Origin of the sequence: Actinoplanes sp. NBC_00393, from assembly GCF_036053395.1 — a bacterium.
In the GTDB taxonomy this organism is placed as follows: Bacteria; Actinomycetota; Actinomycetes; order Mycobacteriales; family Micromonosporaceae; genus Actinoplanes.
This window is the reverse complement of the sequence record NZ_CP107942.1, coordinates 1725749-1752421: the sequence shown is the minus strand read 5'-3', so window position 1 is coordinate 1752421 and position 26673 is coordinate 1725749. Positions and strand designations below refer to the sequence as shown.

At 70.0% G+C, this 26673-nt stretch carries 22 protein-coding genes; 7 read left to right on the top strand and 15 right to left on the bottom strand.

The features are described 5' to 3' along the window. Positions 1-4: 4 nt before the first annotated feature. The 3 genes from OHA21_RS07985 to OHA21_RS07975 all read right to left on the bottom strand — a co-directional run bounded on the left by OHA21_RS07985 (position 5) and on the right by OHA21_RS07975 (position 3198). Entirely contained in the window at positions 5-1333 is a 1329-nt protein-coding gene (locus OHA21_RS07985; RefSeq protein WP_328471742.1) for an enolase C-terminal domain-like protein, read from the bottom strand. After that, positions 1330-2247: a 5-dehydro-4-deoxyglucarate dehydratase gene (gene kdgD / locus OHA21_RS07980; protein ID WP_328471740.1), complete on the bottom strand. Its 918-nt coding sequence runs from the start codon at positions 2245-2247 to the stop codon at positions 1330-1332. Before kdgD ends, OHA21_RS07985 begins: the two co-directional genes overlap by 4 nt. A gap of 63 nt (positions 2248-2310) precedes the next feature. Continuing rightward, positions 2311-3198, bottom strand: a complete 888-nt coding sequence (locus OHA21_RS07975; protein ID WP_328471738.1) for a LysR family transcriptional regulator — start codon at positions 3196-3198, stop codon at positions 2311-2313. A gap of 103 nt (positions 3199-3301) precedes the next feature. Between OHA21_RS07975 and OHA21_RS07970 the strand changes: the two genes are divergently transcribed. The 5 genes from OHA21_RS07970 to OHA21_RS07950 are packed head-to-tail and all read left to right on the top strand — an operon-like array spanning position 3302 to position 7488. Next, positions 3302-4291, top strand: a complete 990-nt coding sequence (locus tag OHA21_RS07970; RefSeq protein WP_328471736.1) for a tripartite tricarboxylate transporter substrate binding protein — start codon at positions 3302-3304, stop codon at positions 4289-4291. Continuing rightward, on the top strand, positions 4288-4758 hold the full coding sequence (locus OHA21_RS07965; RefSeq protein WP_328471734.1) for a tripartite tricarboxylate transporter TctB family protein: 471 nt from the start codon (positions 4288-4290) through the stop codon (positions 4756-4758). The genes OHA21_RS07970 and OHA21_RS07965 overlap by 4 nt, the downstream gene beginning before the upstream one ends. Positions 4759-4783: 25 nt before the next feature. Next, positions 4784-6433 (top strand): tripartite tricarboxylate transporter permease, encoded by a 1650-nt coding sequence (locus OHA21_RS07960; protein WP_328478331.1) that lies wholly within the window; start codon positions 4784-4786, stop codon positions 6431-6433. Continuing rightward, entirely contained in the window at positions 6430-6819 is a 390-nt protein-coding gene (locus tag OHA21_RS07955; protein ID WP_328471732.1) for a universal stress protein, read from the top strand. The genes OHA21_RS07960 and OHA21_RS07955 overlap by 4 nt, the downstream gene beginning before the upstream one ends. Before the next feature lie 15 nt (positions 6820-6834). Further along, positions 6835-7488 (top strand): pentapeptide repeat-containing protein, encoded by a 654-nt coding sequence (locus OHA21_RS07950; protein ID WP_328471730.1) that lies wholly within the window; start codon positions 6835-6837, stop codon positions 7486-7488. A 453-nt stretch (positions 7489-7941) separates the two neighbouring features. On the opposite strand, the gene OHA21_RS07945 is transcribed toward OHA21_RS07950, so the two are convergent. Together OHA21_RS07945 and OHA21_RS07940 are read right to left on the bottom strand one after the other, a co-directional pair. Continuing rightward, positions 7942-9075 carry an ankyrin repeat domain-containing protein gene (locus OHA21_RS07945; RefSeq protein ID WP_328471728.1) on the bottom strand — a complete coding sequence of 378 codons (1134 nt, stop codon included), beginning with the start codon at positions 9073-9075 and terminating at the stop codon, positions 7942-7944. Positions 9076-9231: 156 nt separating this feature from the next. After that, positions 9232-10359 carry a winged helix DNA-binding domain-containing protein gene (locus OHA21_RS07940; RefSeq protein WP_328471726.1) on the bottom strand — a complete coding sequence of 376 codons (1128 nt, stop codon included), beginning with the start codon at positions 10357-10359 and terminating at the stop codon, positions 9232-9234. An 82-nt stretch (positions 10360-10441) separates the two neighbouring features. Here OHA21_RS07940 and OHA21_RS07935 point away from each other — a divergent pair, with 82 nt between their 5' ends. After that, positions 10442-11836 carry a protein adenylyltransferase SelO gene (locus OHA21_RS07935; protein WP_328471724.1) on the top strand — a complete coding sequence of 465 codons (1395 nt, stop codon included), beginning with the start codon at positions 10442-10444 and terminating at the stop codon, positions 11834-11836. Here OHA21_RS07935 and OHA21_RS07930 read toward each other — a convergent pair. From OHA21_RS07930 to OHA21_RS07910, 5 genes are all read right to left on the bottom strand, one after another. After that, positions 11833-13287: a cryptochrome/photolyase family protein gene (locus OHA21_RS07930; protein WP_328471722.1), complete on the bottom strand. Its 1455-nt coding sequence runs from the start codon at positions 13285-13287 to the stop codon at positions 11833-11835. The two genes, OHA21_RS07935 and OHA21_RS07930, sit on opposite strands and share 4 nt — an antisense overlap. A 36-nt stretch (positions 13288-13323) precedes the next feature. Continuing rightward, on the bottom strand, positions 13324-14601 hold the full coding sequence (locus OHA21_RS07925) for an ABC transporter permease (protein ID WP_328471720.1): 1278 nt from the start codon (positions 14599-14601) through the stop codon (positions 13324-13326). Further along, the gene (locus tag OHA21_RS07920) at positions 14598-15290 is read right to left on the bottom strand and encodes an ABC transporter ATP-binding protein (protein ID WP_328471718.1); all 693 of its coding nucleotides are present in this window, start codon (positions 15288-15290) and stop codon (positions 14598-14600) included. The genes OHA21_RS07925 and OHA21_RS07920 overlap by 4 nt, the downstream gene beginning before the upstream one ends. Further along, positions 15287-16267: an efflux RND transporter periplasmic adaptor subunit gene (locus tag OHA21_RS07915; RefSeq protein WP_328471716.1), complete on the bottom strand. Its 981-nt coding sequence runs from the start codon at positions 16265-16267 to the stop codon at positions 15287-15289. Before OHA21_RS07915 ends, OHA21_RS07920 begins: the two co-directional genes overlap by 4 nt. Before the next feature lie 105 nt (positions 16268-16372). Continuing rightward, positions 16373-17143: an NYN domain-containing protein gene (locus tag OHA21_RS07910; protein ID WP_328471714.1), complete on the bottom strand. Its 771-nt coding sequence runs from the start codon at positions 17141-17143 to the stop codon at positions 16373-16375. Between the two features lie 188 nt (positions 17144-17331). Here OHA21_RS07910 and OHA21_RS07905 point away from each other — a divergent pair, with 188 nt between their 5' ends. Then, positions 17332-17925, top strand: a complete 594-nt coding sequence (locus tag OHA21_RS07905) for a hypothetical protein (RefSeq protein ID WP_328471712.1) — start codon at positions 17332-17334, stop codon at positions 17923-17925. Between the two features lie 2 nt (positions 17926-17927). Here OHA21_RS07905 and OHA21_RS07900 read toward each other — a convergent pair whose 3' ends face one another. The 5 genes from OHA21_RS07900 to OHA21_RS07880 are packed head-to-tail and all read right to left on the bottom strand — an operon-like array spanning position 17928 to position 26553. Then, a complete protein-coding gene (locus tag OHA21_RS07900) occupies positions 17928-18440 on the bottom strand; it encodes a hypothetical protein (RefSeq protein ID WP_328471710.1) in 513 nt (170 codons plus the stop codon). Further along, positions 18427-19254, bottom strand: coding sequence for an NAD-dependent epimerase/dehydratase family protein (locus tag OHA21_RS07895; RefSeq protein WP_328471708.1), 828 nt, complete (start codon positions 19252-19254; stop codon positions 18427-18429). Before OHA21_RS07895 ends, OHA21_RS07900 begins: the two co-directional genes overlap by 14 nt. 42 nt (positions 19255-19296) lie before the next feature. Continuing rightward, entirely contained in the window at positions 19297-19923 is a 627-nt protein-coding gene (locus OHA21_RS07890; RefSeq protein WP_328471706.1) for a hypothetical protein, read from the bottom strand. Beyond that, positions 19920-20417 carry a hypothetical protein gene (locus OHA21_RS07885; protein ID WP_328471704.1) on the bottom strand — a complete coding sequence of 166 codons (498 nt, stop codon included), beginning with the start codon at positions 20415-20417 and terminating at the stop codon, positions 19920-19922. The genes OHA21_RS07890 and OHA21_RS07885 overlap by 4 nt, the downstream gene beginning before the upstream one ends. A gap of 19 nt (positions 20418-20436) precedes the next feature. Beyond that, positions 20437-26553, bottom strand: a complete 6117-nt coding sequence (locus OHA21_RS07880) for a DUF6531 domain-containing protein (RefSeq protein ID WP_328471701.1) — start codon at positions 26551-26553, stop codon at positions 20437-20439. Between the last annotated feature and the right edge of the window lie 120 nt (positions 26554-26673).

Sequence of the window (26673 nt, the reverse complement as noted above, 5' to 3'; positions counted from 1 at the left end):
GTGATCACCGGACCAGACAAGGGCGCTTGGGGTCGAAGCGCCAACCGGGAAGGAGGTACTGCATGGCGGCGGTGTCGTCACGCGCGCCGAGGCCGTGTTCGAGGTAGAGCTCGTGTGCGGCGGCAAGAGCATCGCGGTCCAGCTCCACACCGAGGCCGGGGGCTCGGGGTACGCCGATACGCCCGCCCCGGATCTGCAGCGGCGACCGGGTGAGCCGCTGCCCGTCCTGCCAGATCCAGTGCGTGTCGAGCGCCGTGATCTCCCCGGGCGCCGCGGCGCCGACCTGAGTGAACATCGCCAGCGAGATGTCGAAGTGGTTGTTGGAGTGCGAGCCCCAGGTGAGCCCGAAGTCGTGGCACAGCTGGGCGACGCGGACCGACCCGCGCATGGTCCAGAAGTGGGGGTCGGCGAGCGGGATGTCGACAGCGTGCGCCCGCACGGCGTGCGCCATCTGCCGCCAATCGGTGGCGATCATGTTGGTGGCGGTCCGCAGCCCGGTGGCCCGGCGGAACTCAGCCATGGTCTCGCGACCGGACAGATCACCCTCGGCGCCGACCGGGTCCTCCGCGTAGGCGAGCACGTCACCCAGGTCACGACAGAGCCGAACCGCGTCCGCCAGGAGCCACCCGCCGTTGGGATCGAGGGTGATCCGGGCCTGCGGGAACCGGGCGGCAAGGGCGCGTACCGCCTCGATCTCCTGCTCGCCGGAGAGGACGCCGCCCTTGAGCTTGAAGTCGGTGAACCCGTAGCGGGCCTGGGCCGCTTCGGCGAGCGCCACGATCGCGTCCGGGGTGAGCGCCGGCGCACGGCGCAGCCGCTCCCAGTCGTCGGCCGGGTCGGTCTCGGCGAGGTAGGACAGGTCGGTCTGCGCCCGGTCGCCGATGTAGAAGAGGTAGCCGAGCATGGGCACGCTGTCGCGCTGCTGTCCCTCACCGAGCAGCTCGGCCACCGGCACCCCGAGGTGCTGCCCTAGCAGGTCGAGCAGCGCGGACTCCAAGGCTGTGACCGCGTGGATCGTGGCGCGTAAGTCGTACGTCTGCTGTCCTCGGCCCTGCGCGTCGAGATGGGCGTGGGTGGCAGCGATGCTGCGCAGCAGCGAGCCGTATCGGGCGATCGGCTCGCCGATCAGTGTCTCGCCGGCGGCTTCCAGAATGCGCCGGATGGCCTCGCCGCCGGGCACCTCCCCCAGTCCCACGTTGCCGGTGCTGTCGGTGAGGATCACGACGGTCCGGGTGAAGAACGGCCCGTGCGCGCCGCTCAGATTGAGCAGCATGCTGTCGTGACCGGCGACCGGAACGACCTCGACCCGCGCGATCGTGGGAGAGCTGGTCACGACCTGACCTTGTCGATCAGCGCGGTGAGGACGGCACGCTCGTCGGCGTCCAGCTCGGTCAGCGGCGGCCGAACCCGGCCGCCGTTGCGCCCGACCGCGTCGAGGCCGGCCTTGATGATGGAGACCGCATAGCCGCGGGACCGGTCGCGAATGTCGAGATAGGGAATGACGAAGTCGTTGAGCATCCCGTAGACCGCGGCGCGGTCCTGAGCGCGGACCGCGGCGTAGAAGCGCAGCGCGAACTCGGGCAGGAAGTTGTAGAGCGCCGAAGAGTAGGTGCTGACGCCGAGCTGCAACAATGGCAGGGCGAACGTCTCCGCGGTGGGCAGCCCTCCGACGTAGATGAGCCGGTCACCGACCTTGGCGTAGGTGCGGGTCATCCGCTCGATGTCGCCGACCCCGTCCTTGAGGCCGATGAGGGTCGGGTTGCGGTCGGCGAGCTCGGCGACGGTCACGTCCTCGAGGACGGCGTTGGCCCGGCTGTAGACGATGACGCCGAGATCGGTCGCCCGGCAGACCGCGTCGACGTGCGCGATCAGGCCGGACTGGCTGGCCTCGGTCAGATACGGCGGGAGCAGCAGGATCCCCGCGGCGCCGGCGTCCTGAGCGGCCTTGGCCTGCTCGATCGCCTGCGCGGTGCCGCCGGTGGCCGGGGCGACGACCGGCACCAGGTGGCCGACCTCGTCGACCGCGGTCCGGACCACGGTGTCGATCTCCGGAGACGTGAGGCTGAAGCCCTCCCCGGTGCCGCCTGCGGCGAAGAGGCCGGCCACACCGAAGCTGGCCTGCCAGGCGAGATGTTCGCGATAGCGGGGTTCGTCGAAGGCGAGGTCATCGCCGAAATGGGTCACGGGGAACGACAGCAGTCCGGAGGCAAGCCGGGCGGCAAGGTCGGGAGGGGGAATCTGCGTCACTCGGCCACCGTAAGAACGCCCGGTGATGCCTGTCCAACATCGTTTCGGCATTGCTTGATACCCTCAAGGCATCATGGCTTCGAGCGCCGTCAGGACGCGCGGGAGAGCGGGATTGCCCGACTGGCGCGGCCAGAGCAGGTGCAACTCGACGGGCTCATCGATCGGCGTGATGATCTCCAGATAGGCGACATGCGGAACGCCGATCCGTACGGCTGACGCGGGCACGAAGGCCACGCCGCGCCCGGAGGAAACCAGCGACAGCATGGTCATCACCTGGCTGACGGCGTGCACCACGTTGCCCTGGTCGACCGGCACCATGCTGACGATCAGGTCGTAGAAGTACCGCGCCTTCTGTTGCGAGTGGAAGATCAGCGGCTCACCGGCCAGGTCGGCGGCGACCAGCGGCCGGTTCAGGGCGGCCAGGCGATGATCCTCGTGCACGGCGATGAGCAGGGGTTCACGGTGCAGCAGACGGGACTCGAACAGCTCCGGATCGAAGGGCGGCCTGGCCAGGCCGAGATCGAGGTCCCCGGCGGCCAGGGCGGCCACCTGCTCACGGGTGACCATCTCGAACAGCTCGATGTGCACCTCCGGCAGTTGGCGCTCCAGTTCGTTGAGCAGCCGGCCGAGAACCTCGAAGGTGGATGCCGAGGTGAACGCGAGCCGGACCAGGCCGTAGTACCCGGACGAGACGCGCTGGGCCAGATCCGGCGCCGCCTCGGCGATCGCGAGGATGCGACGGGCCTCGGCGAGAAAGGCCTCACCGGCCGGGGTGAGCGCCACTCGCCGGTTGTCCCGGTCCAGCAACTGGGCGCCGACCGCGGCCTCCAGCTTCTGGATCTGGCGGCTCAGCGGCGGCTGGGTCATCCGTAACCTGGCCGCAGCACGGCCGAAATGCAGCTCCTCGGCCACGGCGACCAGGCCGCGCAGCTGTTCCAGCGTGTACGTCATACCTTCAAGGTATCAATCGATGCAGGAATGGGTTTGGACATGCATGAACGGGCGGTCATACGCTCGCCGGACAAGTGACACCCCTCACAGCGGAAGACTCCCCATGAATAAAAGACTTCCCGCACTCGGACTGGCCACCGCGCTCGCCCTCGCCGGCTGCGGCGGCAACCTGGACTCCGACGACTCCGGCTCCGCTGCCGCGGCGTACCCCGAACGTGCCATCACCCTGCTGATCGGGCAGGACGCCGGTGGCAGCACCGACCTCATCGGCCGCGCTCTGGCCGATCCGGCAAGCGCCGACCTCAAGCAGCCGATTACCGTCACCAACCGGCCGGGCGCCAACGGCGGTGTCGCCGCCAAGGAACTCGCCGCGGCCAAGGCCGACGGCTACACGATCATGGTGTTCGTGGGTTCCCTCGCGTACATCACACCGCTAGCGGTGCCGGCTGACCAGGCCGTCGACATCAACAACTATGAGGTCGTCTCGGGCATCTCGCAGGACGACTACGTGCTGATCACTAACCCGAAGACCGGCTTCAAGACGGTCAAGGACATCGTCGACGCCAAGCGTGCGATCAAGTACGCCACCACGGGCGTCGGCACCGGCAGCCAGCTCACCTCCAGCCTGCTGTTCGCGCAAGCCGCCGTGAACGCGACGGCCGTGCCGTTCAACGGTGGCGCGCCGGCACTGACGGCGGTCCTCGGTGGCCAGGTCGACGTGGCTGCGGTGCAGCTCGGCGAGGCCAAGGAGCAGATCGAGGCGGGCAAGGCGGTCCCGATCGTCACCTTCGCCGAGAAGCGCCCGACCTACATGCCGGACACCCCGACCGCCGCCGAGGCCGGCTACAAGGTGCCGGTGCAGCAGTCCCGGGCGATCGTCGCGCCCAAGGGCACCCCGCAGGAGGTCCTCGACCGGCTGCGCAGCGCCTTCCAGAAGTCGTTCGCGGAGCAGAAATACAAGGACTTCAACACCCAGCGGCTGCTCACGCCGAACGAGGTCGACGGCGCCACCCTGCTGCAGCAGTGGAACGGCTCGCTCCAGACGTACAAGGATCTGGTGGCGCAGCACAACCTGGACTTGAGCGGCAAGTGAGCACCGAGCCCGTCGACGAACGGCCCCCGCCCGCGGGACCGCTCAGCAACATGATCGCCGCCGCCGTCGTGGTCATCCTCGGCGGCGCGGCGATCGCCGGCTCCCTGGCACTCGGCGCCGGCAGCATCGCCGAACCCGGTCCGGGCACCTGGCCGCTGATCATCGGTGCGATCCTCGTCGTGCTCGGGATCGCCCTCGCGGTCCAGGCCAGGCACACCGGCGAAGCCGAACGCTTCACCCGCAGCGGGCTGCTCGTCGTCGCCGCGGTGGCCAGCATGATCGCGTACGTCGCGGTCATCGCCACCATCGGCTTCGAGATCCCCACCCTGCTGCTGGCCTTCGTCTGGCTGCGGTTCCTCGGCCGCGAGTCCTGGCGTACCTCGATCATCACCAGCATCGGCATCGTCGTCGCCTTCTACGCCCTGTTCGTCGGCGCGCTCGACGTCACCATCCCCCACCTGTTCTGAGTCATTGGGAGGACCGTTGTCCTCGGTGCTCGACGGCTTCGCCGTCGTCCTGGAGCCGACGAATCTGCTCTACTGCCTCGTCGGCGTCGTCATCGGCATGCTCATCGGTGTCCTGCCCGGTCTGGGCCCCGCCGCCACCATCGCCATCCTGCTGCCCGTGACGTTCGGCCTCGAGCCGGTAACCGCGATCATCATGCTGGCCGGCATCTTCTACGGTGCCCAGTACGGCGGCACCATCACCTCGGTCCTGTTACGGCTGCCCGGCGAGGCGTCCTCCGTGGTGACCGTCTTCGACGGGCACGCCCTGGCCCGGCAAGGCAAAGCCGGGACCGCCCTCGGCATCGCGGCCATCGGCTCGTTCGTCGGTGGCACCCTCGCCATCGTCGCGCTTACCTTCGTCGCCCCGTTCGTCGCCGATTTCGCCCTCGACTTCGGCCCACCCGAGTACACGGCTCTCGCCCTGCTCGGCATCCTGCTGGTCGCCACGATCAGCAGTGGTGGCCGACTGCGCGCGCTCACCGCGGCAGCAATCGGCCTGCTGCTGGCCACCGTCGGGCGCGACGACTTCACGAGCGCCGAGCGCTTCACGTTGGGCAACCTCAACCTTGCCGACGGGCTGGACTTCGTGCCGATCGCGATGGGCCTGTTCGGTCTCGGCGAGATCCTCTACAACCTGGAGGAGCGGCACCGCAAGGTGCAGGCCCCGGCTGCCGTCGCCAACGTCTGGCCCAGCCGCGCCGACCTGAAACAGTCCAGCGGCGCCATCGGCCGCGGCTCGGTCCTGGGCTTCTTCCTCGGCATCCTGCCCGGCGGCGGCGCTGTGCTCTCCTCGCTGGCCGCGTACGCCTTGGAGAAGCGCCGGTCCAAGCATCCGGAACGGTTCGGCAAGGGTGCCATCGAGGGCGTCGCGGCGCCGGAGACCGCGAACAATGCCGCCGCGACCTCGTCGTTCATCCCGCTGCTGTCGCTCGGCATCCCCGCCAACGCGACGATGGCAGTCATCTTCGGCGCCCTGCTCATCCAGGGCGTCACTCCCGGCCCGCAGCTGGTCACCGACAACCCGGAGCTGTTCTGGGGCGTCGTGAACTCGATGTACATCGGCAACATCCTGCTGCTGATCATGAGCATTCCGCTGGTCGGGCTGTTCGTGCGCATCCTGCGGGTCCGCGCCGCCATCCTGGCGCCGATCACCGTGCTGATCACGCTGGTCGGGGCGTACACCGTCAACAACAGCGTCTTCGACATCGGGCTGGTCATCGCGTTCGGCATCATCGGCTACCTGATGAAGAAGCTCGGCTTCGACCCGGGTCCGATGGTCCTCGCCTTCGTCCTCGGCAGCCTGCTGGAGACTTCGCTGCGCCGGTCGCTGCTTCTCTTCGACGGCGATCCGACCGGCTTCTTCACCCGTCCGATCTCCGGCGTCCTGCTGGCGCTGCTGATCGCGGTTGCTCTGCTCCCCCTCGCTCAGACAATGTTGCGCCGCCGCCGACCAGCCTCGGACGGCCAGGGTGCCGGCGCTACGGCGCCCGGCGAGATCGCACCAGCCGGCGAGGCAGCGCCGGATGAGACAGCGCCCAGCGAGAAGGCGCCAGCTGGGAGGGCCCCTGGCACCGAGAAGCCTGATGGTACGACGCCCGCCGGGAACGGCCCTGAGAAGAAGGAAACCCCCACATGACCGTGCTCGTCGGATACCTGCCCACCGCCGAAGGGGAGGCTGCCTTCGCCGCCGGCCTCGACGAGGCAAAACGCCGTGGCGAAGACCTGCTCGCGATCAACTCGCCGCGCAGCGGCGCACCCGTCAGCGTCGAGGCCGCCGACCCGCACCGCCTCGACGACCTCACTGCCCGCGCCGAGCGGAGCGGCGTCGAGCTGCGCATCCAGACCACCCCGCACACCGGCGAGTTGGCTGACGAGCTACTGCACATCGCTGCGTCGGAGAACGCCTCGGTGATCGTCATAGGGCTGCGCCGGCGGAGCCCGGTCGGGAAGTTGTTCCTCGGCAGCACTGCTCAGCGCATCCTGCTGACCGCCGACCGCCCGGTCCTGGCGGTGAAACCCTGACGCTAGAGTTCGATCATGCGAGTGGCCCGGGATCTTGCTTCGCTCCCGTACGCGCGGTACCTGCAACCGTTCACCGGTGCGCTGGAACCCGGCGACGACCACAGCGAGATCCACCTCGACGACGTCGAGGTGGATGAGGCTCAGGCAGGCGGCTCCCGCTTCTCGGAGAGCGCGATGACCGCGGTGACGTTCACCGGTGGGAACTTCGAGCGGGTCCGGCTCGACGACGTGTGGATCTCGCGGAGTCGCTGGATCGGTGGCAGTTGGGCCGAGTCGGGGCTGCTCAACGTCACGATTCTGGACGGGGTGCTGGCGGGCGTGCAGGCGTACGGTGCGACGTGGCGCCGGGTCGTCGTGCAGGACTGCAAGGTCGACAGCCTGAACCTGCGGGGTGCGAAGCTGCAGGACGTGGAGTTCCGCGACTGTGACCTGTCGGAGGTCGACTTCGGTGGCGCCACCCTGAACGGGGTCACCTTTCCGGGTACGGCGCTGCGGCGGGCCCGATTCGGCAGGGCGACGGTCAAGAAGCTCGACCTGCGCGGAGCTCGCGAACTCGACATCGCCGAGGGGTGGGATTCGCTGCGCGGGGCGGTCATCGACAGCGGCCAGCTCGCGGAGGCCGCGCCCGCCTTGGCACAGACCCTCGGCATTGTCGTCCGCGATCGATAGTCGGGCGGTCGCTGAGAGAGCGCGCGCGATGACAGAACCGTCGGTCGCGCGCGGTTCCCCGCGACTTCGGCGAGGGCACGGCGCCGACAGCGGCCGTTGCTGAAGACAGCGGCCGTTGCTCAAGACAGCGGCCGTTGCTGAAGACAGCGGCCGTTGCTCAAGACAGCGGCCGTTGCTCAAGACAGCGGCCGTTGCTCAAGACAGCGGCCGTTGCTGAAGACAGCGGCCGTTGCTGAAGACAGCGGCTCGGGCGAAAGCAGGGCGACGGCCGGAGCGGGGGCGAAGGCGGAGGCAGGGCCGAATTCCGAAGCGGGGTTGAAGGCTGAAACGCGGCCAAGAATCCGAAGCGGAGCGGGAATGAAGGCCGACACGGTAGCGAAGCCCGGCGCAGGGTGCGGGCCGGAGCGGGACCGAAGCCGGAGTCGGAGTTGGAGGGCGCAGGCGATGGCAAAGCTACGGGAAGATCCACCAGTCGCGGTCGGGCAGTTCGACCCAGTAGTCGGGGGTTCCGGTGAACGGCCGCGGGTCCGTCAACCGAAGGCCTGCGTAAAAGCAGCAGTAGGCGACCGAGTGTCCGCGGTAGAGGTACGTGTGCAGGATTTCGGCGGGCGGGTCGTCAGCCGCGGACCAGCCGCCGCCGGGGTGCAGATCCGAGCCGATGGTTGACCCGTCTCGCATGATGCTGCCCTGGTTGCCGCTCTTCGGGTTTGCGTACATCGCGTAGCAGACGGTGTCCGCCGACAGCCGGCCTGAGACGCCTGGTGTGCTGGCCAGGAAGCCGTAGCGCTGGCTGAGTACGCAGCCGCCGGGCACGTCGGTGACGGCTACGATCCGGTTGTCGTCGTCGTAGTCCGGGTCGTCGGGCTCCTCGTAGTCGATCACTACGCCGCCGAGCCTGTTGATTGCTTCGCGTGCGGTCAACCCGGATACGCAGCAGAAGCTGTCGCCGTCGTCGTCGAACGAGCCGAGTGCGGTGATCAGCCGGTGCGCCTCCTGAGCGGCCTCCGCCTCCGCCGGCGACAGACCGGAAGAAAGGCCGGACGACGACAACCCGGGCCGAAGGGCAGGGGACGATCCGGGCGGGAAGGCAGGCGACAAGTCCGAGGACGATCCGGGCGGGAAGGCAGGCGACAAGGCCGAGGACGATCCGGGCGGGAAGGCAGGCGACGGGCCCGGGGACGATCCGGACCGCGGGCCGGGTGAAGGGTCTGGCGTGCCAGCGGGGGCTGTGAACAGGTCAGGGGTGGGTCCGGCCAGGCTGAGCCGCCCGGGTGACCAGCCGCCCATCATCGGTCGCCACGGGTCCGCGCCGGCGGCGGCCAGCGCCCGGGCGTGCGGGGCGTTGCGGGCCTGCACTGCGATCCACAGCGCGGTACGCCCGTCATGCATCGCATCCACGTCACTCGTCAGGGCGGCCAGCTCGGCGACCACCGCGGCCGAGCCCCATTCAGCCGCCAGATGCAGTGGCCGCCGGTTGTCGCCGAGGTCCGCGTCGGGATCCGCGCCGGCGGCGAGCCGGGATCGGACCTCTGTGATGTCGTCCCAGAAGCCCCACGACAGACCTGGCCAGGCGTGCGATTCAGTCACGATGGTCGATCATAGGCGGGTCACGGCCTGCTCAGGGGGCACACGGAAAACGTGATCCCGGTGGGTGTCCCGCTCACCGGCGCAGGTCGCCGAACTTGCAGCACGATGGGAAAGGCTAGGCGGCAGACCGGAGCAAGGGCGGAGAAGGAAGTGTGGCTAAGCGTGGGGCCCGACCGCCACCGTCCCGATGGTCAGGGACGGCGTGCCTTCGAGGATCCGGCCGAGGCGCTGCACCTGCTCGTCAAGGTCGGCCAACTGGCCACGCGTCAGCCGGCCCAAGGGCTCCACCGTCACCGCTATCCGCCGGCCGGAGCGGCGCTGATGCCACACCCCGGCGACCACGCCGTCCACCAGGAGGACCGGATAGTTGCCGGCCTGCCCGCCGGCGAGCGCACGCGTAGCCGCCGCGCCCGGGAACAACACCTCGCGAGGGCGGCCGCCAACGGCATAGCTGTCGAAGTACGGCAGCAGCCGTACCCCGGACGGCTCCTCCCCCGCCGACAGCGGTTCGTCGGCGTTCTCCCAGGCAGGCTTCCCTTCCAGCAGCACCGAGCGCAGCGCTTCGCCCAGGGAATCGAAGAGCGACACCGCCCAATCCCGCGATGCCGCCAGCCACTTGGCGAAGGCCTCCGGCGTCGCCGGGCCGTAGGCGTGCAGGTACTGCCGCACCAGCCAGGGCAGCGCGACATCGCCGGCCGCCGGGCGCGAGCCGACCGGGCTGGTGAACGTGACCTTGCGACCACGCCCGGCACCGAAACACATGGCCCCGCGGAACATGATCACGTCCATCGCCGCGTACCACCGCGGCCACGTCGTCTGGAAACCCTCCATCGTCGGATCGGCCGCCCACCCGCCGACCCGGTCCGCGAGGGCCACGGTCAGCTCGTCCGCAGTCATCTCGGTGTTCGGCAGGACAGCGGCGGCACCGGCAACCAGCTCGGAGATCTGCTCCGCGGTCAGCCCGAACCGTTCCGCCGGCAGCGCCGAGAGCGCGCCGCACCACATCGGCAGGTCGGCGGTGGGGAGGAGGTGCACGGTTCCCCGTACCCCTCTGGTCTTGATCAAGCTCTTGTCTGTGCCGACCGCGGCACGCACGTCGGCCCGGGTGGCTGCGGCCGTGCGCATCGCGATGGAGATCTCGGCCGCGGACATCACCTGGGCATGCGCGCCGCACATGGCGCGGGCGGCATCGGCCGGCCCGGCCTGCGGATCCGGCGAGGCCAGCAGGTGGCGAGCCAGGCGGCGGGCACACGCTTCCTTCCAGGACAACCGGGGTACGTCCACGCGGCCGAGCCTAGACCGCCGATCCGAAAAGCCCCGGCCTCGACCGACGGCGCGAGAAGAGCGTCCGCGTAGTCTGGATCGGGTGAGTATCGCCGCCGTGAGTTTCGACAACCGGTTCGCCAGTGAGCTGCCCGAGCTGGCGATCCCCTGGCAGGCCGAGAAGTTCCCCGAGCCCCGCCTGCTGGCCCTCGATGAGGCGCTCGCCGCGGACCTGGGCTTCGACCCCGAGTGGCTGCGCAGCGAGGAAGGCGTCCGGCTGCTGGTCGGCGAGGGCGCTCAGCCGGTGGCGCAAGCTTACGCCGGGCATCAGTTCGGCGGTTACTCGCCGCGGCTCGGTGACGGTCGCGCGCTGCTGCTCGGCGAGCTCACCGACAGTGCCGGCCGGCTGCGCGACGTGCATCTCAAGGGTTCCGGGCGCACACCGTTCGCGCGCGGCGGGGACGGGCTGGCGGCGGTCGGGCCGATGCTGCGTGAGTACGTGATCAGCCAGGCCATGCACGCCCTGGGCATCCCGACCACCCGTGCCCTGGCCGTGGTGGCCACCGGCGGCACCGTGTACCGGGAGTCACCACTGCCCGGCGCGGTACTCGCCCGCGTAGCCGCCAGCCACCTGCGGGTCGGCAGCTTCCAGTTCGCGAGGGCGACCCGCGACCTCGAACTGCTGCGCCGCCTCGCCGACCACGCGATCGCCCGGCACTACCCGGAGGCGGGCTCCTACCTCGGGTTGTTCGAGGCGGTGGTGACCGCGCAGGCGTCGCTGATCGCCCGCTGGATGCACGTCGGCTTCATCCACGGCGTGATGAACACCGACAACATGACGATCTCCGGCGAGACCATCGACTACGGGCCGTGCGCGTTCCTCGACGCCTTCGACCCGGCGACGGTGTACAGCTCGATCGACCACGCCGGCCGGTACGCCTACCGCAACCAGCCCGTCATCGCCGAGTGGAACCTGGCCCGGCTCGCGGAGGCGCTGCTCCCGCTCTTCGATGACGACGAGGAGCAGGCCGTCAAGCTGGCGACCGAGGCGCTCGGCCGGTTCCGGCCGCAGTACCAGGAGGCCTGGGTCTCCGGTATGCACGCCAAACTCGGTCTGCAACAGGGCGCCGAAGAGCTGATCGACGACCTGGTCGAAGCGATGCAGGCCGACAAACCCGACCACACCAAGTTGTTCCGGACCCTGTCGGCAGCCGCCCGCGGCAACGCGCCCGCACCGATGCCGGAAGCCTGGATGTCGCGGTGGGGTGCGCTCAATCCGGACCTGGACGGGATGGACCGGGTCAACCCGGTCTACATCCCGCGTAACCACCTGGTCGAAGAGGCCCTCGCCGCCGCCACAGCCGGTGATCTCGACCCGTTCCACCGCCTGGTCGAGGTGATCAGCGCCCCCTTCGAGGAACGGCCGGGCCTGGAGCGATACACCGAGCCGGCCCCGCGCGAGTTCTGCGACGGCTTCCAAACCTTCTGTGGGACCTAAGGGGCCCGCGATCCTCGCGCCTTCTCCTGCTCGACAACCGCATCAAGGTCGCTCAGCCGGTGCAGGCCCTGCAACGGCTGGCGCATCCGATGATTGCCGGCCAACGCTGCCTCGTGATGCGCCAGATAGTTCCAGTATCCCGCGCTGTACGGGCAGGCGTCCTCCCCGATCCGCACCTTGGGGTCGTACCGGCACCCACCGCAGTAGTCGCTCATCCGGTTGATGTAGGCGCCCCCAGCCGCGTACGGCTTGGTGCTCATCCGCCCACCGTCAGCGAACTGGCTCATCCCGATGACGTTCGCCGTCATCACCCACTCGTAGCCGTCGACGAAGCACCGGTGGAACCAGTCAGCCACCGCCCCCGGCCGCCACCCCCGCTGCATCGCATAGTTCCCGAGCACCATGAGCCGCGGAATGTGGTGCACCCAGCCACGATCACGAACCCCGGCCAGCACGTCGGACAGGCAGCGCGCCTGCACCGCGTCGGCGTTGAGCTCGGCGAACCACTTGGGCAGCTGCCGGTGCGCGCGCATCTCGTTCGCGGCCCGGTAGTCCGGTTCGAAATACCAGTAAAGATGCCAGACGAAGTCGCGCCAGCCGAGGATCTGCCGGATGAACCCCTCGGCGCTCGCCAGCGGCACCGACCCGTCCCGGTACGCCTGCTCGACCCGTTCGATCACCTCGAGCGGATCCAGCAGTCCCAGGTTCAGTGCCGCGCTGAGCATGCTGTGCGCCATCAGCGGGTCACCGGCCAGCATCGCGTCCTCGTGCGGCCCGAACGCCGGCAGCCGGTGCTCGACGAAGTGCCGCAGCCGGGCGAGTGCCTCCGCCCGGGTGGCCGGGAAGATCCGCGGGCCGTCGTTGCCGACGAACGCGATCCCCTCCCGCTCCCACTGGTCCAGGTCCGCGCGTACCTGTTCGTCGATCTCGTCCTCGGTGATCGGCGGAGGCGGTGGTACGCCGAGCGTGGCGGCGCCCCGCGGAGGTGCTTCCCGGTTGTCGGTGTCCAGGTTCCACCGGCCGCCGGCCGGCTCACCGCCGTCCATCAGCACGTCGTGGTGCTGCCGGGCGTGCCGGTAGAAGTCCTCCAGGCGCAGGTGGTCCCGCCCGTGCGCCCAGGCCACGAAGTCCTGCGGCGCGGTGACGAAGCCGCGGGGCGGCAGCATCTCGACGTCCGGAAGCCGCCGGACCAGGCCGCGGGCGGCCCGGGAGGTGGGGTGGCAGACGCTGAGTGGTTCGGTGACGGCTTCGGCGTACGTCTCCGCCTGCACCAACCGCACGTTGGGCTGCTGGGCCCGGTGCCGCAGGGCCGACAGAATCAGATGGGCCTTCTGCCGGTGGAACCTGCGGCGCCGGAACACCGCTTTCGACTCGACGAGCAGGACCGGCTGGCCGGGCGAGTCGAGGAAGTGCGGGCCGAGCTGGTCGGCGAACAGCCAGCGACGTCTCATCCCTGCATGCTGCCGCAGACCAGCCCGCTCCGGGCCTCAGGCGCGCATCACCGTCGCGATCGGGATGCCGGCCGCGCGCAGCGCCGGGATGAACCCGCCCAGCACGCCCGCGATGATCCCGGCGATGATGCCTGCCACCCCCGCGTCCCACGGGAACTGCACGTTGCGCAGCAACGGCTCGGAATCGCCGATCACCATCGACACCACTTTCAGGCCCGCGATGCCCACGCCGATGGCCGCGGCCGCGGTCAGCAGCCCGGTCAGCATCGTCTCGGCGAGCACGATGCCGGCCAGCAGCAGGCGCGGCGTGCCGACCGCGCGGCGCAGCGCGAACTCCTCGACGCGCTCGCCGACCGTGGCCAGACCGACGTTGAGGATGCCGGCGACGCCGATCAGCAGGACCAGGCCGGCCATCGAGAGGAAGACCAGGCGCAACAGCTTGAGCTGGTTCTCCATGTCCTTGCGGGACTCGGTGAGGTTGGCGTACGACTCGATGCCCGCACCGCGCAGTTTGGCGGTGAGCACCTGCTCGACCGTGCTGCCCTGGGTGGTCATGACCTGCACCGGCATGCCGAACTCGGGGTTGCTCATGCTGCTGACCGGCACCCAGTTGGCCAGCTCGTCCTGCCGGACGTAGGCGCGCGGCTGGTAGTCCCCGTCCTTGACGACACCGATGATCTGCGGGGTGATGTTCGCCGTGGCGCCGCGCATCCGCATCTCGGCCGGGATCCGGTGGTCGGCGAAACCCTTCGCGGCCTCCTCGTTGATCACCAGGCGCGGCGACAACGAGGGGACCGTGCTGAAGTCGAGCCAGGAACCGGAGACCTGTCGCAGCGGCCGGTACGTCATCAGGTCACCACTGACGGCGGTCAGCATCACCTCGATGGCCTCACCGGTCGGCGGACCGGGCACGCAGACGCCGTTGTTGTCGCAGACCTCGGTGCTGCCACCCCAGCCGGGCTGGTCGAACGGCCCGGCGCCCGGGTTGATCGGGCTGACTCCGGGCTCGCCGATGATCGCCTGGGACGCCATGAGCGCGACCGCGTCGCTGCCGGTCACCGTATCGGCGACGATGCCCGGGGACTTCTCGTGCGGCATCACGTCGATGACGAGCGTGCCGTCGTACCCGGAACGCAACTCCAGGTCGGACATCATCGCGCGCTCGGCGATGCTGGCGCCGGCCTGGACCGTCACCACGGCGAGCACGCCGAGGAAGAGGCTGATCATGGAGAGCAGCGTGCGCAGCTTGCGGGCCCGGATGCCCTGGACGCCGATGATCAGCGCGGACCGGTAGCTGCCGGAGAATCGCCTCATACCGGCACCCGCTCGGTCAGCACGCCGTCCACCAGGCTCATCGTTCGGCCCATCCGGGCGGCGTGGTCACGGTCGTGGGTGACCAGGACCAGGGCGCAGCCGCGGTGGGTGGCGTTGAGCAGCACGTCGATCACCGCGGTGCCGGTCTCGGTGTCCAGGGCGCCGGTCGGTTCGTCGGCCAGCAGAATTTGCGGGTCGCGGACCAGCGCGCGGGCGATCGCCACCCGCTGCTGCTCGCCGCCGGACATCTTGGCCGGCCGGTTCTTCGCCAGGTGGGCGATGCCGACCTGGTCGAGGGCCTCCAGGACGCGGGCGCGGCGCTGCCGGCGCGGCAGCCAGCCCTGGCCGTTGACCAGCGCCATCGCCACGTTCTGCGCCGCGGTCAGGTGCTTGAGCAGGAAGAAGCGCTGGAACACGAAGCCGAAGTGGGAGCTGCGCAGTTTGGCGGCCCGGCGCTCGGGCAGGCGGCTGATGTCCTGCCCGTCCAGCCGGTAGGTGCCCTCGTCGGCCCGGTCGAACAATCCGAGGACGCTGAGCAGGGTGCTCTTGCCGGAGCCGGACCGGCCGACGATGGCCACGCTCTCCCCGCGGTGAACCGTGAGGTTGACGCCGTCCAGGATCGTCCGGGGTTCCTCCTGCCCCTTCAGGATCCGGGTGATGCCGGTCAGGTCGATCAGTGGCTCGCTCATCCGGGCTGCCCCTGGGCCGGGTCGGCGGTCGGCAGGTTCGGGCCGGGGATCGCGATGGTCTCGTCGCCCGTCAGCCCCTTCTTGATCTGGACGACCTTGCCGTCGGTGAGGCCGAGGACCACGTCGACGGTCGTGCGGGTCTGGTCCGGCCCGACCACGTCGACCTTGCCCTTGCCCTGCGTGCCGGCGACCGCCTCGACCGGCAGGACCAGCACGTCGGTCGCCTTGTCGGTGATCACGTCGAGGGTGACGGCGGCGCCGTTGATCAGCTTGACGTTCTTCGGGGCGGTGCAGACCAGCTGCATACCGGTGGCCTCGGAGCCCTCCGGCGCGGCCGGCGCTTCCGCTTCAGGCTTCGGGACCGGCGCGCCCGACGGCCCACTGGTCGGATCCGGTGAGGGCGGCGGCTCCGGAATGCTCCCGGCCGGCAGCGCGGCGATGGTGCCGCGCGCCTTGCACTTGAACGGCCCCGGACCGTTCTTGATCTGCGCCGACACCGACTTGACGGCGCCCGAGATCCGGTACGCCTGCTCGCTGTCGATATCCGCCACGATCGCGTACCCGGCGTGCCGCGCGGACACGATCGGCATGCCCTCGGTGACGGTGGACCGGTCCTCCATCAGGCGGCCCGCCATCGTCGAGTTCGCCGGGATGGTCACCTCGTTCGGGTGGCCGTCCTGCCAGACCGTGGCCACCCACACCTTCTCGGTGGACGCCTTGGTCGACGGCTGCCGCTGCACGTACCGCACCTCGCCGTCGACCGGCGAGACGATCCCGAACACCGGGTTGATGGCGACCTTGCCGGCCAGGCTGATCTGGTTGCTCAGATCCTGCTTCGTCGGCTTCACGGTGGTCTGCACCGTGCCGCGCTCCTCCAGACCCGGTGTCTGAGCGGTCTCCTCGCCGGACGAGCAGCCGGCCAGCAGGACCAGCGCCGACATCACCACCCCCGAACGGGCCAGCCTGCGTCGATTCACGGTTCGCCTCTCCCCCGACACGTCACGAAACCACCCGAACACTCAGAGATGATCTCGAATGGCCGGTGCGGCGGAGGAGACGGTACAGGTTCGACGCAACCCGGCCTAGTCCACGGTGACTCTCTTCTCTGGGCGGCGCCGCCGGTCCCGGATCCAGATGACCGCCGGCTTGCCGTCGCCGGAGTCGCGGCGCTCGATGTCGAACAGCCCGATCGCGGTCACCAGCCCGCCGAGCTTCGGATAGCCGTAGCTGCGCGGATCGAAGTCCGACCGCTGCTTGGTGATGATGTGCCCGACCGCGGCGAGCGGCGCCCACCCGTCGTCACCGGAGGCGGCCTCCACAGCCGCGCGGATCAGGTTCATCAGGCTGGTGTCGCCGCGCAACTGGGTCGCGCTGAGCAGCACCGGGCTCTCCACCGGCGCCACCTCCACCTGCTCCACCAGGTTCTCCGTATAGATGAACTTGTCGCACGCCGCGACGAACGGTTTCGGGGTCTTGCGCTCGCCGAACCCGTAGACGGTCAGCCCCGACTCCCGGATCCGCGACGCCAGCCGGGTGAAGTCACTGTCGCTGGAGACGATGCAGAACCCGTCGAACCGCCCGCTGTACAGCAGGTCCATCGCGTCGATGATCATCGCGGAGTCGGTGGCGTTCTTACCGACCGTGTAGGAGAACTGCTGGATAGGCTGGATCGACTGCGCCAGCAACTGCTCCTTCCAGCTGCGCAGACTCGTCCCGGTCCAGTCCCCGTAGGCCCGCTTGACGTGCGCCGTCCCGTACTTCGCGACCTCGGCGAGCAGCCCGTCCACGATCGCCGCCTGAGCGTTGTCCGCATCGATCAGAACGGCCAGCTTCGCCGAGTTGTCGTTTGCCACCGGCACATTATCGGGGCACGCCCCGAGCTCAGCGAATCGGTCACCTTCCGCAGTCCGCGGAAACCCATTCGGGGTACGGGCATGCCCCGCACCCGCAGAATCGTGCCCGTCCCGCCGTGGCCCCGCGACCATTGCGCCACTCCAGGCCGCAGCGCGGCCGCCGGGCTTAAGCAGTAGTCTCGCGAGCCGTGCACTACTACGTGACGTCCGCACCGGACGGTCTGGTCGCCGAGGAATTCGTCCGCGACGCGGACTACGTGACGCTCGGCCTGCGCGGCGCGGTGTGGAGCACGGATTCGCCGCGCTGGCGCAGCTCGGCGTCCTTCTGCTGGGGACTGCGCCACGATCCGGACCTGCGTTCCCGGGTGACCCCCGCGGACCGCGACACCGCCGAGGACGCCTTCCACCGCTTCGGCGGCGGCGAACTCCCCGGCGAGGACGCTCTACGGGCCGGCTTCCTCGAGTACGAGGCCATCGCAGCCGCTCCCCCGCTGCGACTCGGCGCGCCGGTCGTCCCGGGCGGCTTCCACGAGCGGCGCCACTACCGGGTCCTGTTCGCCGGCGACGGCCCGGCAACCCTGCCCGCCGACGACCGCACCACCGGCTCGGACCACTTCAGCTGGGAGCTGCGCCGCGTCGGCCGGGACATCGCCTGGGCCCTCGACGTAACGGCGCTGCTCGCGACCGCCAACGGCAACACGGTGGGCCCGGTCATCGACGAACTGATCGCGACGCTGCACCGGCAGGGCCTGATGCCCGTGACCACTGAACGCTTCGCTTGAGGTCAGCTCATTCGCCGGTCGAGTTCGGCGAAGAGCTCCGCGGAGCCCGGATCCATCAGGCCGACGTCGACCATGTACGACGGGAAGCCGCGACGCCGCCGGTCCGGCTGCATGCGACCCGGTCCGGGCAGCACGGACACTGCGGTCGGATCGGTCGGGGTGATGATCAACCGGGTGAACGGGCCGAACCCGGACCGATGCACCGACTGCACCGCCGACCAGGGCAGGAACATCGGCGCGAAGCCGGTCGAGGCGAACTCGAGCCCAGCCTCCGACGTGCGTACCCATCCAAGGTTTCGCATGGTGAGGCCGACGCCGGTGCCGATCGCCAAACCGAAGACCGCGGTGCTGCCCACCGCGCCCGCGATCTGCCCGGCGGCGAACTGACGCCCCTGGGCCGCCAGGATCAGGATCGACAGCCCGCGCCCCACCGCGCTCAGCGCCACCATCACGAGCGCCATGGTCAGCCAGACCCACCACCGGCGTACCCGAAACTCTTGATCAACTAGAACCATCGGCAGAGAGTAGTCGCAGCACACCGTGGGTCGGCCGGTACCCCAGCCCGGCCATGGCCGCGCTGGAGTCATAGATCCGGTCCAGGCTGCGCGGCACCGGAAGCCCACGCCGGCGGAAGGCCTCGACCACCTGAGGGGCGCGCTCCGCCAGCACGGCAGGGGCATCGTGATGTACGCCGGCACAGTCCTCCCGCCGGAACGGATAGGGCCCGGCGATGTTGAAAGTCCCGCTCCCCCGCGAGACGGCGAGCGCGGCCGCCGCCGCAACGTCGGACAGCCCGACCGCACGGTGCAGCAGGTGCGCCGCGAGCACCGGCAGCGGTTCCGGAAAGCACCGGGCGATCCGCAGAATCACCCCGCGCCCGGCGACCAGCTGCTCGGCGGCCAGTTTCGTCTCGTCGTAGATGTCCCGCGGCCGCGGCGTCACGGTCTCGTCGACCCAGACCGCCCGGCCGGCCGGCACGAGCGCATGGCCGTACACGCTGGTGCTGCTGATGAGAACGAACCGCGCCCCCGGCGCCTCCTCGGCCAGCGCCGCGGTGACACCGACGTTGACCGCCCGGAACTCATCGTCCGCGACCCGGCCGACGTGCGGCGCGTGCAGCGCGGCAGCATGCACGATCACGGCGGCGTCCCGGAGCGCTTCCCGGCGCACCGCGCGCTCACGAAGGTCCCCGACCAGATCCGTCCGCCGGCCCGGCAGCCGGTCGACGCCGCGGACCACGCGGCCGACGTCCCGCAGGGCCGCCGCGATCGCCGCACCGACCAGCCCGGACGAGCCGGTCACGACAACAGTGGGCCTTGTCTCGTCCACGCCGACGAATGCTTCCAGCCGAGCCGGGTGTTCAGCGACCGGTTATCGGTGATCGCGCAGCCAGGTGCGGGCGGCTTCGCCGGCGCCGGTCCAGGCGTCGCGCAGCATCGGCCGGTACAGCAGGCCGGCGATCGCGCCCGGATACTCGAACAGGATCGGCAGGCGGTGGCAGGCGTCGGCGACGACCTCGATGGTCTGCCACGCCGGGCGGTCGGCCGTGGCCGACCGGTATATCTGAGCGAGCCCCTGCAGCGCGAGGTCCTCGGCGAGGGCCGCGCGGCTGGGCCGGCTCCGTGCCGCGAATGTCCCCTCGTCGCGCAACGCACCCAGGCTGTCGGCCCAGTGGCGACGGAGAGTTCCGTCGGCCGCGGCGCCGTGGTGGCCGGTCCGATCCTCGATCCAGGCGCGCCCGAGCGGATCCGAAAGCTGCCAGGTCGCGGCGAGGACTTCTGCCGGGCTCCAGCGGCCGCCGAACCAGCGCCGCCGCCCGCACGCCACGCGCAGGTGGCGCGGGAACGCGGAGGCGACGGCGATGTGCTGGACCAGCCGGGCGGCGTCAAGATGGCCGGGAGCGCAGCCCAGGTCGCGGGCCTCGGCCGGGATGACGCCGTACCGGGCGATGGACCGGATCGCGACGAAGCCCTCCCGGGCCAGGCGGTGGAGGGTCAATCCCGGGCGTCGATGGCGTCGTAGGCGTCGCCCTTGGCGACGAATCCGTCGTCCTCCCAGAAGACATGCTGCCCGCGGGCGCGGACCAGTTCCTCGAGCAGCTCAGTGAACGAGAAGGCCAGGATGGCGGAGTCGCCGACCAGGCCGTGCACCTCGGTGTCGCTGTCGTAGCACCAGCCCAGCCGGTCGGCGCCGAGGTCGATGCTGATCAGGGCGCTGCTGTCGTCGTCCTGCCGGGCGATCACCCACCAGCTGGCGGTGATGTCGTCGTCGACCTGCTCGCCGAGCACCTCGATGTTGGACGGCACCAGCTCGTGCGGGCCGCAGACGCGCCACGCGAACGGCGCGCCGGTGAACAGGGTCAGGCCGCCGCAGGCCCGGTAAAACTCCTGCAGGTCCTCCGGCAGGACGGGCAGCTGCGGCGGGATTTCGCCGGCCGGCTGCGCGAAGACACACGTCGGGTCCTCGCGCAGCCGCGCGACGAGCTCACTCAACTGGCTCAACGGTCCGGTCTCACAACCCGTAGAGGTATCTGGTGAATTGCGAATAGTACTGCTGGCGGGCCTCCTGCGAGACCCCGGCGGCGTCGAACATCCGCTCCGACAGATCGTAGATCTCGCGCGGGCTGACCGACTTCCAGTTCACCTTGCCGCCGACGCGCTTACCGGTCCGGGCCTCCAGCCAGTCGCGGTAGACCGCCTTGGTGGCGTCGTGCTCGGCCTTGGTCAGCGCAACCGTCGTGCTGGCCGCGGCCCGGCTCTTGTAGCCCTTCACGTTGTGCTTGGCCCACACGTCCAGGACGCCGTGGTGGTTCTCTAGTCCGGTGTGGGTCGGCCGGTACGGCACCGTGTCCCCGGATTTACAGGTGCACGGCCGCCCGGCGCCACAGTTGTGCACCAGCAGGTCGTGCTCGCCGGCGTGGACGTAGTAGGTGTGGGTGGCGTTGACCGTCAGGTTGTAGACGGTCGTGGTGGCGGACCGCTCGGCCAGCCGGGCGACGGTGACGACAGCGCCGGAGTCGTCGCGCAGCTTCTCACCGGGCCGCAGGTCAGCAGCCGGCACCCAGCCGCGGTCGAGGCTGTAGAACTTGTGGCCCGCCGTGGCGGTGACGGCGGCCGCCCGGTCCCCGGTCAGGGTCAGGTCGACGAGGTCCTTGTCGCCGGTGCCCTCGACGGTGGCGATCACCTGCTGCGGTTCGGTGCGGCCGGTGGCCGGGTCGGTCGCCTGGACGGTGTCGCCGGGCTCGAGGTCCTCGATCGTCCGGGTGGTGCCGTCGGCGAGCAGCACCGGGGTGCCGGCGACGAACGAGTTGGAGGTGAGCCGCTGCGTGTTGCCCTTGGCGTTCTTGCAGCTCTCGCCGGTCGTCGTCTCCTTCTGTTTGGCCCGTTTCGCGTCGGCCGCTTTCTGCGAGGTCGCCTTGGCCTGACCGCCCGCGTCCTTGGCGCCCTTGGCCGCCTTGGCCGCCTCGTCGGCGTACTTCTTGCTGTCGGCGGCTTCCTCGGTGGTCTGGACCGCCTTCTTGATGTAGCGCGGGATGTTCGCGAGGGCGTTCTTCGCCGATTTCAGGCGGCTGTAGGCGTCGATGAGCCGTCTGCCCACGCCGATCGCCTTGATCGCGACCTTGGCGGCCTTGAACATCTTGCCCCAGGGCACGGCCTGCAGGGCGGTGGAGATGCAGGCGACGATGTCACCCTCGGTGATGCAGGCCTTGGCGTCGTTGAAGCCGACCAGATCGAGGATCAGATTGACGATCTCGTCGCCGATCTGCTTCACGAAACCCTCGGCCTCGTCGACGATCTTCTTGGCGTTCAGCCAGTCCGGGTTGTCGGTCTCCTGTTCGCCCTCACCGCCGGCCGGCGTGTTGGCGTCGGTGGTGGAGCCGGCCGCGTTCGGGTTGTTCATCCGGTACTCGGCGGCGGTGACACTGCCGTAGAAGGCGCCGCCGGAGTCCGGGTCCAGGCCGGTCGGGTCGGTCAGGACGGTCGGGCGGGCGTTGGTGTACGAGTACGTCGACACCGCCTGATCGGTGGCCGGCTGGGTGACCGGGTCCTTCGCGGCGAACCGTCCGGTGCCCGGGTCGTAGCTGCGGGCGCCCATCGCGTACCGGTCGCCCTGGCTGACGTCCTGATAGCTGCCGGCGTACTGCAGCGGGTTGGCCGGGGCGTCGTCGTCGGCCTTGGTGGTGCCCCGGTCGACACCGAAGGCGTCGTAGTCGTAGTTCCACTGCGCGGCGCCGGTCGGCGAGACCACCCCGGCGACACCGCCGAGCCAATCTCTGAGGTACGAGTGGGCGTTCAGCCCGTCGGCCGACGGTACGAGCAGCGCCAGAGGTTGCCCGGACGGGTCGTACAGATAGTCACGTTCGACGGTGCCACCCGCGCCGGTCTGCCGTTCCTGGGCGAGCAGCGGCCGTTCGCCGTTGATGTCCCAGAGCCAGCTCTGCGTGATCGCCTCAGCGCCGGTGCCGGTGACCGCGGAGATCCGGTTGCCGGTCGCGTCGTACGCATAGTTGGTCGTCTTCCCACCGCTGGTGGCCGACGTCATGGTGTGGTCGAGGGCGTAGGTGAACCGGTCGGTGCCGGCCTCCACCTGGTTGCCCTCCAGGTCGTACGCGAAGGCGCGGGTGCTGGCCCGGCTGCCGGTGACCGTCTCCCGGGTGAGCTGGTCCGCGCCGTCGTACTGATAGGTCGTGGTGGTGTTCTCCCCCGGCGCCACCCGCTTCTTCGTGGTGCGGTTGCCGACCAGGTCGTACGTGTAGTCGGTGCGCTCGGCGCTGGCCCCGTCACAGGTCTGCGCGCCGAAGCACTCCGCGGTCAGCCGGTTCGCCGCGTCGTACTTGAACGCGGTCGCCTCGGTGATCGTCGGCTGGCCCGGCTCCCCGGTGGTCTCGACGATCCGGGTCGGGTTGCCCACCTTGTCCAGCGTCAGGTCGAACGCGCTCAGCGTGGTGTCGCCCTTGTCGGCGGCGATCCGGGTCAACTGCCCCGCCCGGTCGTACTGGCGGCTCTCGGTGATGCCGGTGGAGGCCGGGTAGGTGATGCCGGTCAGGTTGTCGGCGACGTCGTAATCGAACCGGTACTCGGCGCTGGAGCCGCCGCGCGCGGCGGTGAGAGTGCGGACCCGGTCGCCGTCGTCGTAGGTAGCGCCGATCTTGGTGCCGTCCGGGTAGGAGCGCTGGGTCACCCGGTCGCTGCTGTCGTACGTGTACCCGAAGGTCTGCTCCCCACGGCTGAACCCGGTGAGCCGGTCGGTCGTGTCGTACTCGTAGGACTGCGTGCCCGCCGGATCGGCGGCGCTGACCAGCCGGTTCTTGGCGTCGTAGCCGAAGCTGTAGGTGACGCCGCCGGAACCCAGCTGCTTGCTGATCATCCGGCCGAGGTTGTCGTAGGCGTAGAAGATCGTCCGGGCCGGCCGGTTCGGGTCGGGCCGCCCCTCCTCGACGATCCGGGCGGTGACCTCCTGGACCAGGTTGGAGTCGGCGTCGTAGACGTACTCGCGGCGCCGGCCCAGCGGGTCGGTGGTGACCGTGGTGCGGTTGGCCCGGTCGTACTCGGTGGAGGAGACCCGGCCGAGCGGGTCGGTCCGCTTGATCACCCGGCCGTTGGCGTCGTAGCCGTACACCAGGGACTGCCCACCGGGCGCGTCCGGCCCGGTCACCTTGGTGAGCCGGTCGGCGTCGTCGTAGCCGAAGCGGGTGACGTTGCCGGCGGCGTCGGTCTGCGTAACGGGCCGGTTGAGCGGGTCGTATCCGGCGCGGGTGACGTTGCCCAGCGGATCGGTCACCGTAGCGGGGTTGCCGGCCAGGTCGTAGCCGTAGCGGGTGGTGTAGTCGCCCGGGTCGGCGCCGGAGACGTTGCCGCGCGGCTCGGTGACCGCGACGACCCGCCCGTCGTCGTCGTAGCTGGTGGTGACGACCCCACCGGTCGGGCTGGTCTGCTTGACCGGGTTGCCGGCGTTGTCGTACTCGATGCCGGCGGCGCCCGCGCCGGGGCCCTCGCTGCCGGTGCGGCGGTTGGCCTCGTCGTAGCTGTTGGTCAGCTTCTCGCCGCGCTCGTTGGTCATCTCGACGACGTTGCCGTTGTTGTCGTAGGCGACCGTGGTGCCCTGTTTGAACTGGTCCTGCTGCTGGGTGGGCCGGTCCAGGGCGTCGAAGGCGGTGTCCACCTCGACGCGCTGGCCGCCGCTGCCGTACGGGCGGTCGGCGCGGATCAGGTTGCCGTTGAAGTCGTAGTGGAAGATCGCGGTGAACAGGTCCTTCTGCGCCGGGTCGGCGTTGCCGCGCGGCGAGGTCTCGGTGGCGACCCGGCCGTTGCGGTCATAGGTCCAGCTGGTGGTGAGGTTCTCGCCGTCGGTGACCGAGGTCCGCCGGCCGCCCGCGGTGTACTTGGCCGCGGTGACGTTGCCGACCGGGTCCTTCACCTCGACGAGCCGGCTGGCCTTGTCGTAGGTCAGGCGGGTCGAGTTGCTCAGCGGGTCGGTGGTGACCACGACATTGCCGAGCTCGTCGTACGTCGTCCGGGTCGGCTGGCTCTTGCCCGGCTCCCAGATCTCGGTGATCTGGTTCTGCTGGTTGTAGACGTACCGGGTGCGGTAGGCGTCCTTGTTGCCGCCGGACACCGTGCCGCGCGGGTCGACCAGCGAGGTGAGCCGCCCGGTGCCGTCGTAGGTCATCTCGGTGCGCCGGCCGGTCGGGGCGATCTCCGCGGTCCGGTTGCCGTGGGCGTCGTACTCGTACCGGGTGACCTTGCCGCGCGGGTCGGTGCGGCTGGTCAACTGGCCCTTGTCGTCGTAGGCGTACCGATATCCGCTGTCCTGCTTGGGGTCGCGCTGGGCGACCATCTCGTTGAACTCGTTGTACTCGTACTTCCAGTCGTTGCCGCGGCCGTCCTTGAACGAGGTCAGGTTGGTGCGGCTGTCGAACGTGCTGGTCTCGGTGAAGGCGAACGGCTCCGGCGCGGTCCGGGCGACCGGGTTGCCGCTTTCGTCGAAGCGGGTCTCCTCCTGGTTGCCCTTCGGGTCGACCACCAGGCTCTTGTTGAGCCGCCCGGTGTAGCGGTGGTTGACCACGTCGTTGCCGCCGTTGCGGCTGTAGAGCAGGACGTTGTTCTTGTAACCGTCGGTCACCACCACGCCGTCCGGGTCGGTGGTCGTGGCGATCTGCTCGGCGGCGTTCCAGGCGAAGCTGGTCTTGCCGCCCTCCGGGTCCAGCTGCTCGGCGACCCGTCCGGCGGCGTCATAGGTGTTGCGGATCAGCTTCGCGCCGCGGGCGTCGGTGATCTCGGCGAGCCGGCCGGCGGCGTCGTAGCCGTAGCTGGTCACGTAGTTGCGCGGGTCCTGCACCTTGAGCAGGCGCCCGTCCTGGTAGTCGAACTGGGTGGACCGGCCGTCCGGCAGCGTGATCTTGGTGATCAGCCGAAGGTCGGCGCGGGACTCGAAGCGGGCGACCCGGCCGCTGGCGTCGGTGACGGTGCTGAGCACGCCGGCGGTGTTGTAGCCGAGGGTGACGCCGTGGCCGCGGGCGTTCTTGATCGACTGCAGCTGACCGTCGGCGTTGAAGCGCAGCACGCGCCGGTCCGGCGGGACGAGTTGCCAGCCTCCGTCGATCTTGGTGAGCCGGGCCCGTACGCCCGCGGGCGGCTGGTAGGAACCATCCTCGTTGGTGGTGTAGACCGCCTCGGAGCCGTCCTCGGCCCGGACCCGGGCCGCGCCGTTGTCGGCCGCGATCACCCGGATGTCGTAGGAGGAGCTCCAGCCGGCGCCGAACATGCCGGTCGCGGTGTTGCCGGACGAGTAGTAGCGCGAGTGGTTGAACGGGATGCCGTAGGACGGCAGCGCGAAGTCGCGCTCGACGCGCAGGTAGGCGCCGGTCGCAGTGTTGACGGTGGCGCCGCGCAGCGCCTGGGCGACCACGGTCGAGCCGAGCACGGTGGCGCAGCCGCAGCCGGCGGCCTGCCCGGCCGGCACCGCCGGCACGTCGTCGATCTTGCGCGGCTTGGCGGGAGCGCTCGCGGCGCTGGTCAGCTCGGTGCCGTCGGCAGCGATCTCGGTGACCGTGACCGTGTAGGTCCGCGCCGGGTCGAGCACCCAGCCGTCCGCCGCGCCGAAGCTGCGGCACAGCAGCGCCGGGCTGTAGCAGCGGCTCAGATCCTTCTGCGCCAGCTCGGCGGAGCGCTGCTCGGCGCCGGATTCGGCGTCGGTGACCGTGGCGAACCAGCGGCCCCACGAGTTCGGGTCGCCCTCGTTGACCTCGGCGTCCCAGTAGACGACCAGCGAGGTGTCGCCGAGCAGGAAGCCCGGGCGGGCGATCGGCCGGCCGGGCAGCGCGGCCACCTGCGCGGAGACCTTCTGCGCTGCGGCGCGCGCTTCGCTCTTGCGCTGCGCCTTCTCGGCGGCCGAGGGCACGCTGGGCTTGCCGTCAGCCTGCACAGCCGGGGGTACGGGTGGCAGAGCTTGCCCGTCCGGAAGGCCATGGTTCGGCGTGGCAGTGGATGGCAGTGGGCTGTTCACCGGTCCGGCGCCTGGCGTGGCCACCGGAGCGGCCGCGGCCGGCGACCACGGCTGAACGGCGAGGAACGCCGACAGCAGAACCACAACCAGGACATGGCAGAGCAGCCTGAATCGACTCGACACGCGCACCGACACTCCCCCGTGTTTGGGCGTTTGAAGTCCGCGAAGGACGATGTCGCATCGAAGTCCATCTACGCATCCCCTTTAGGGGGGATTGACATCTACCACTGGGAGCGTTCCCAT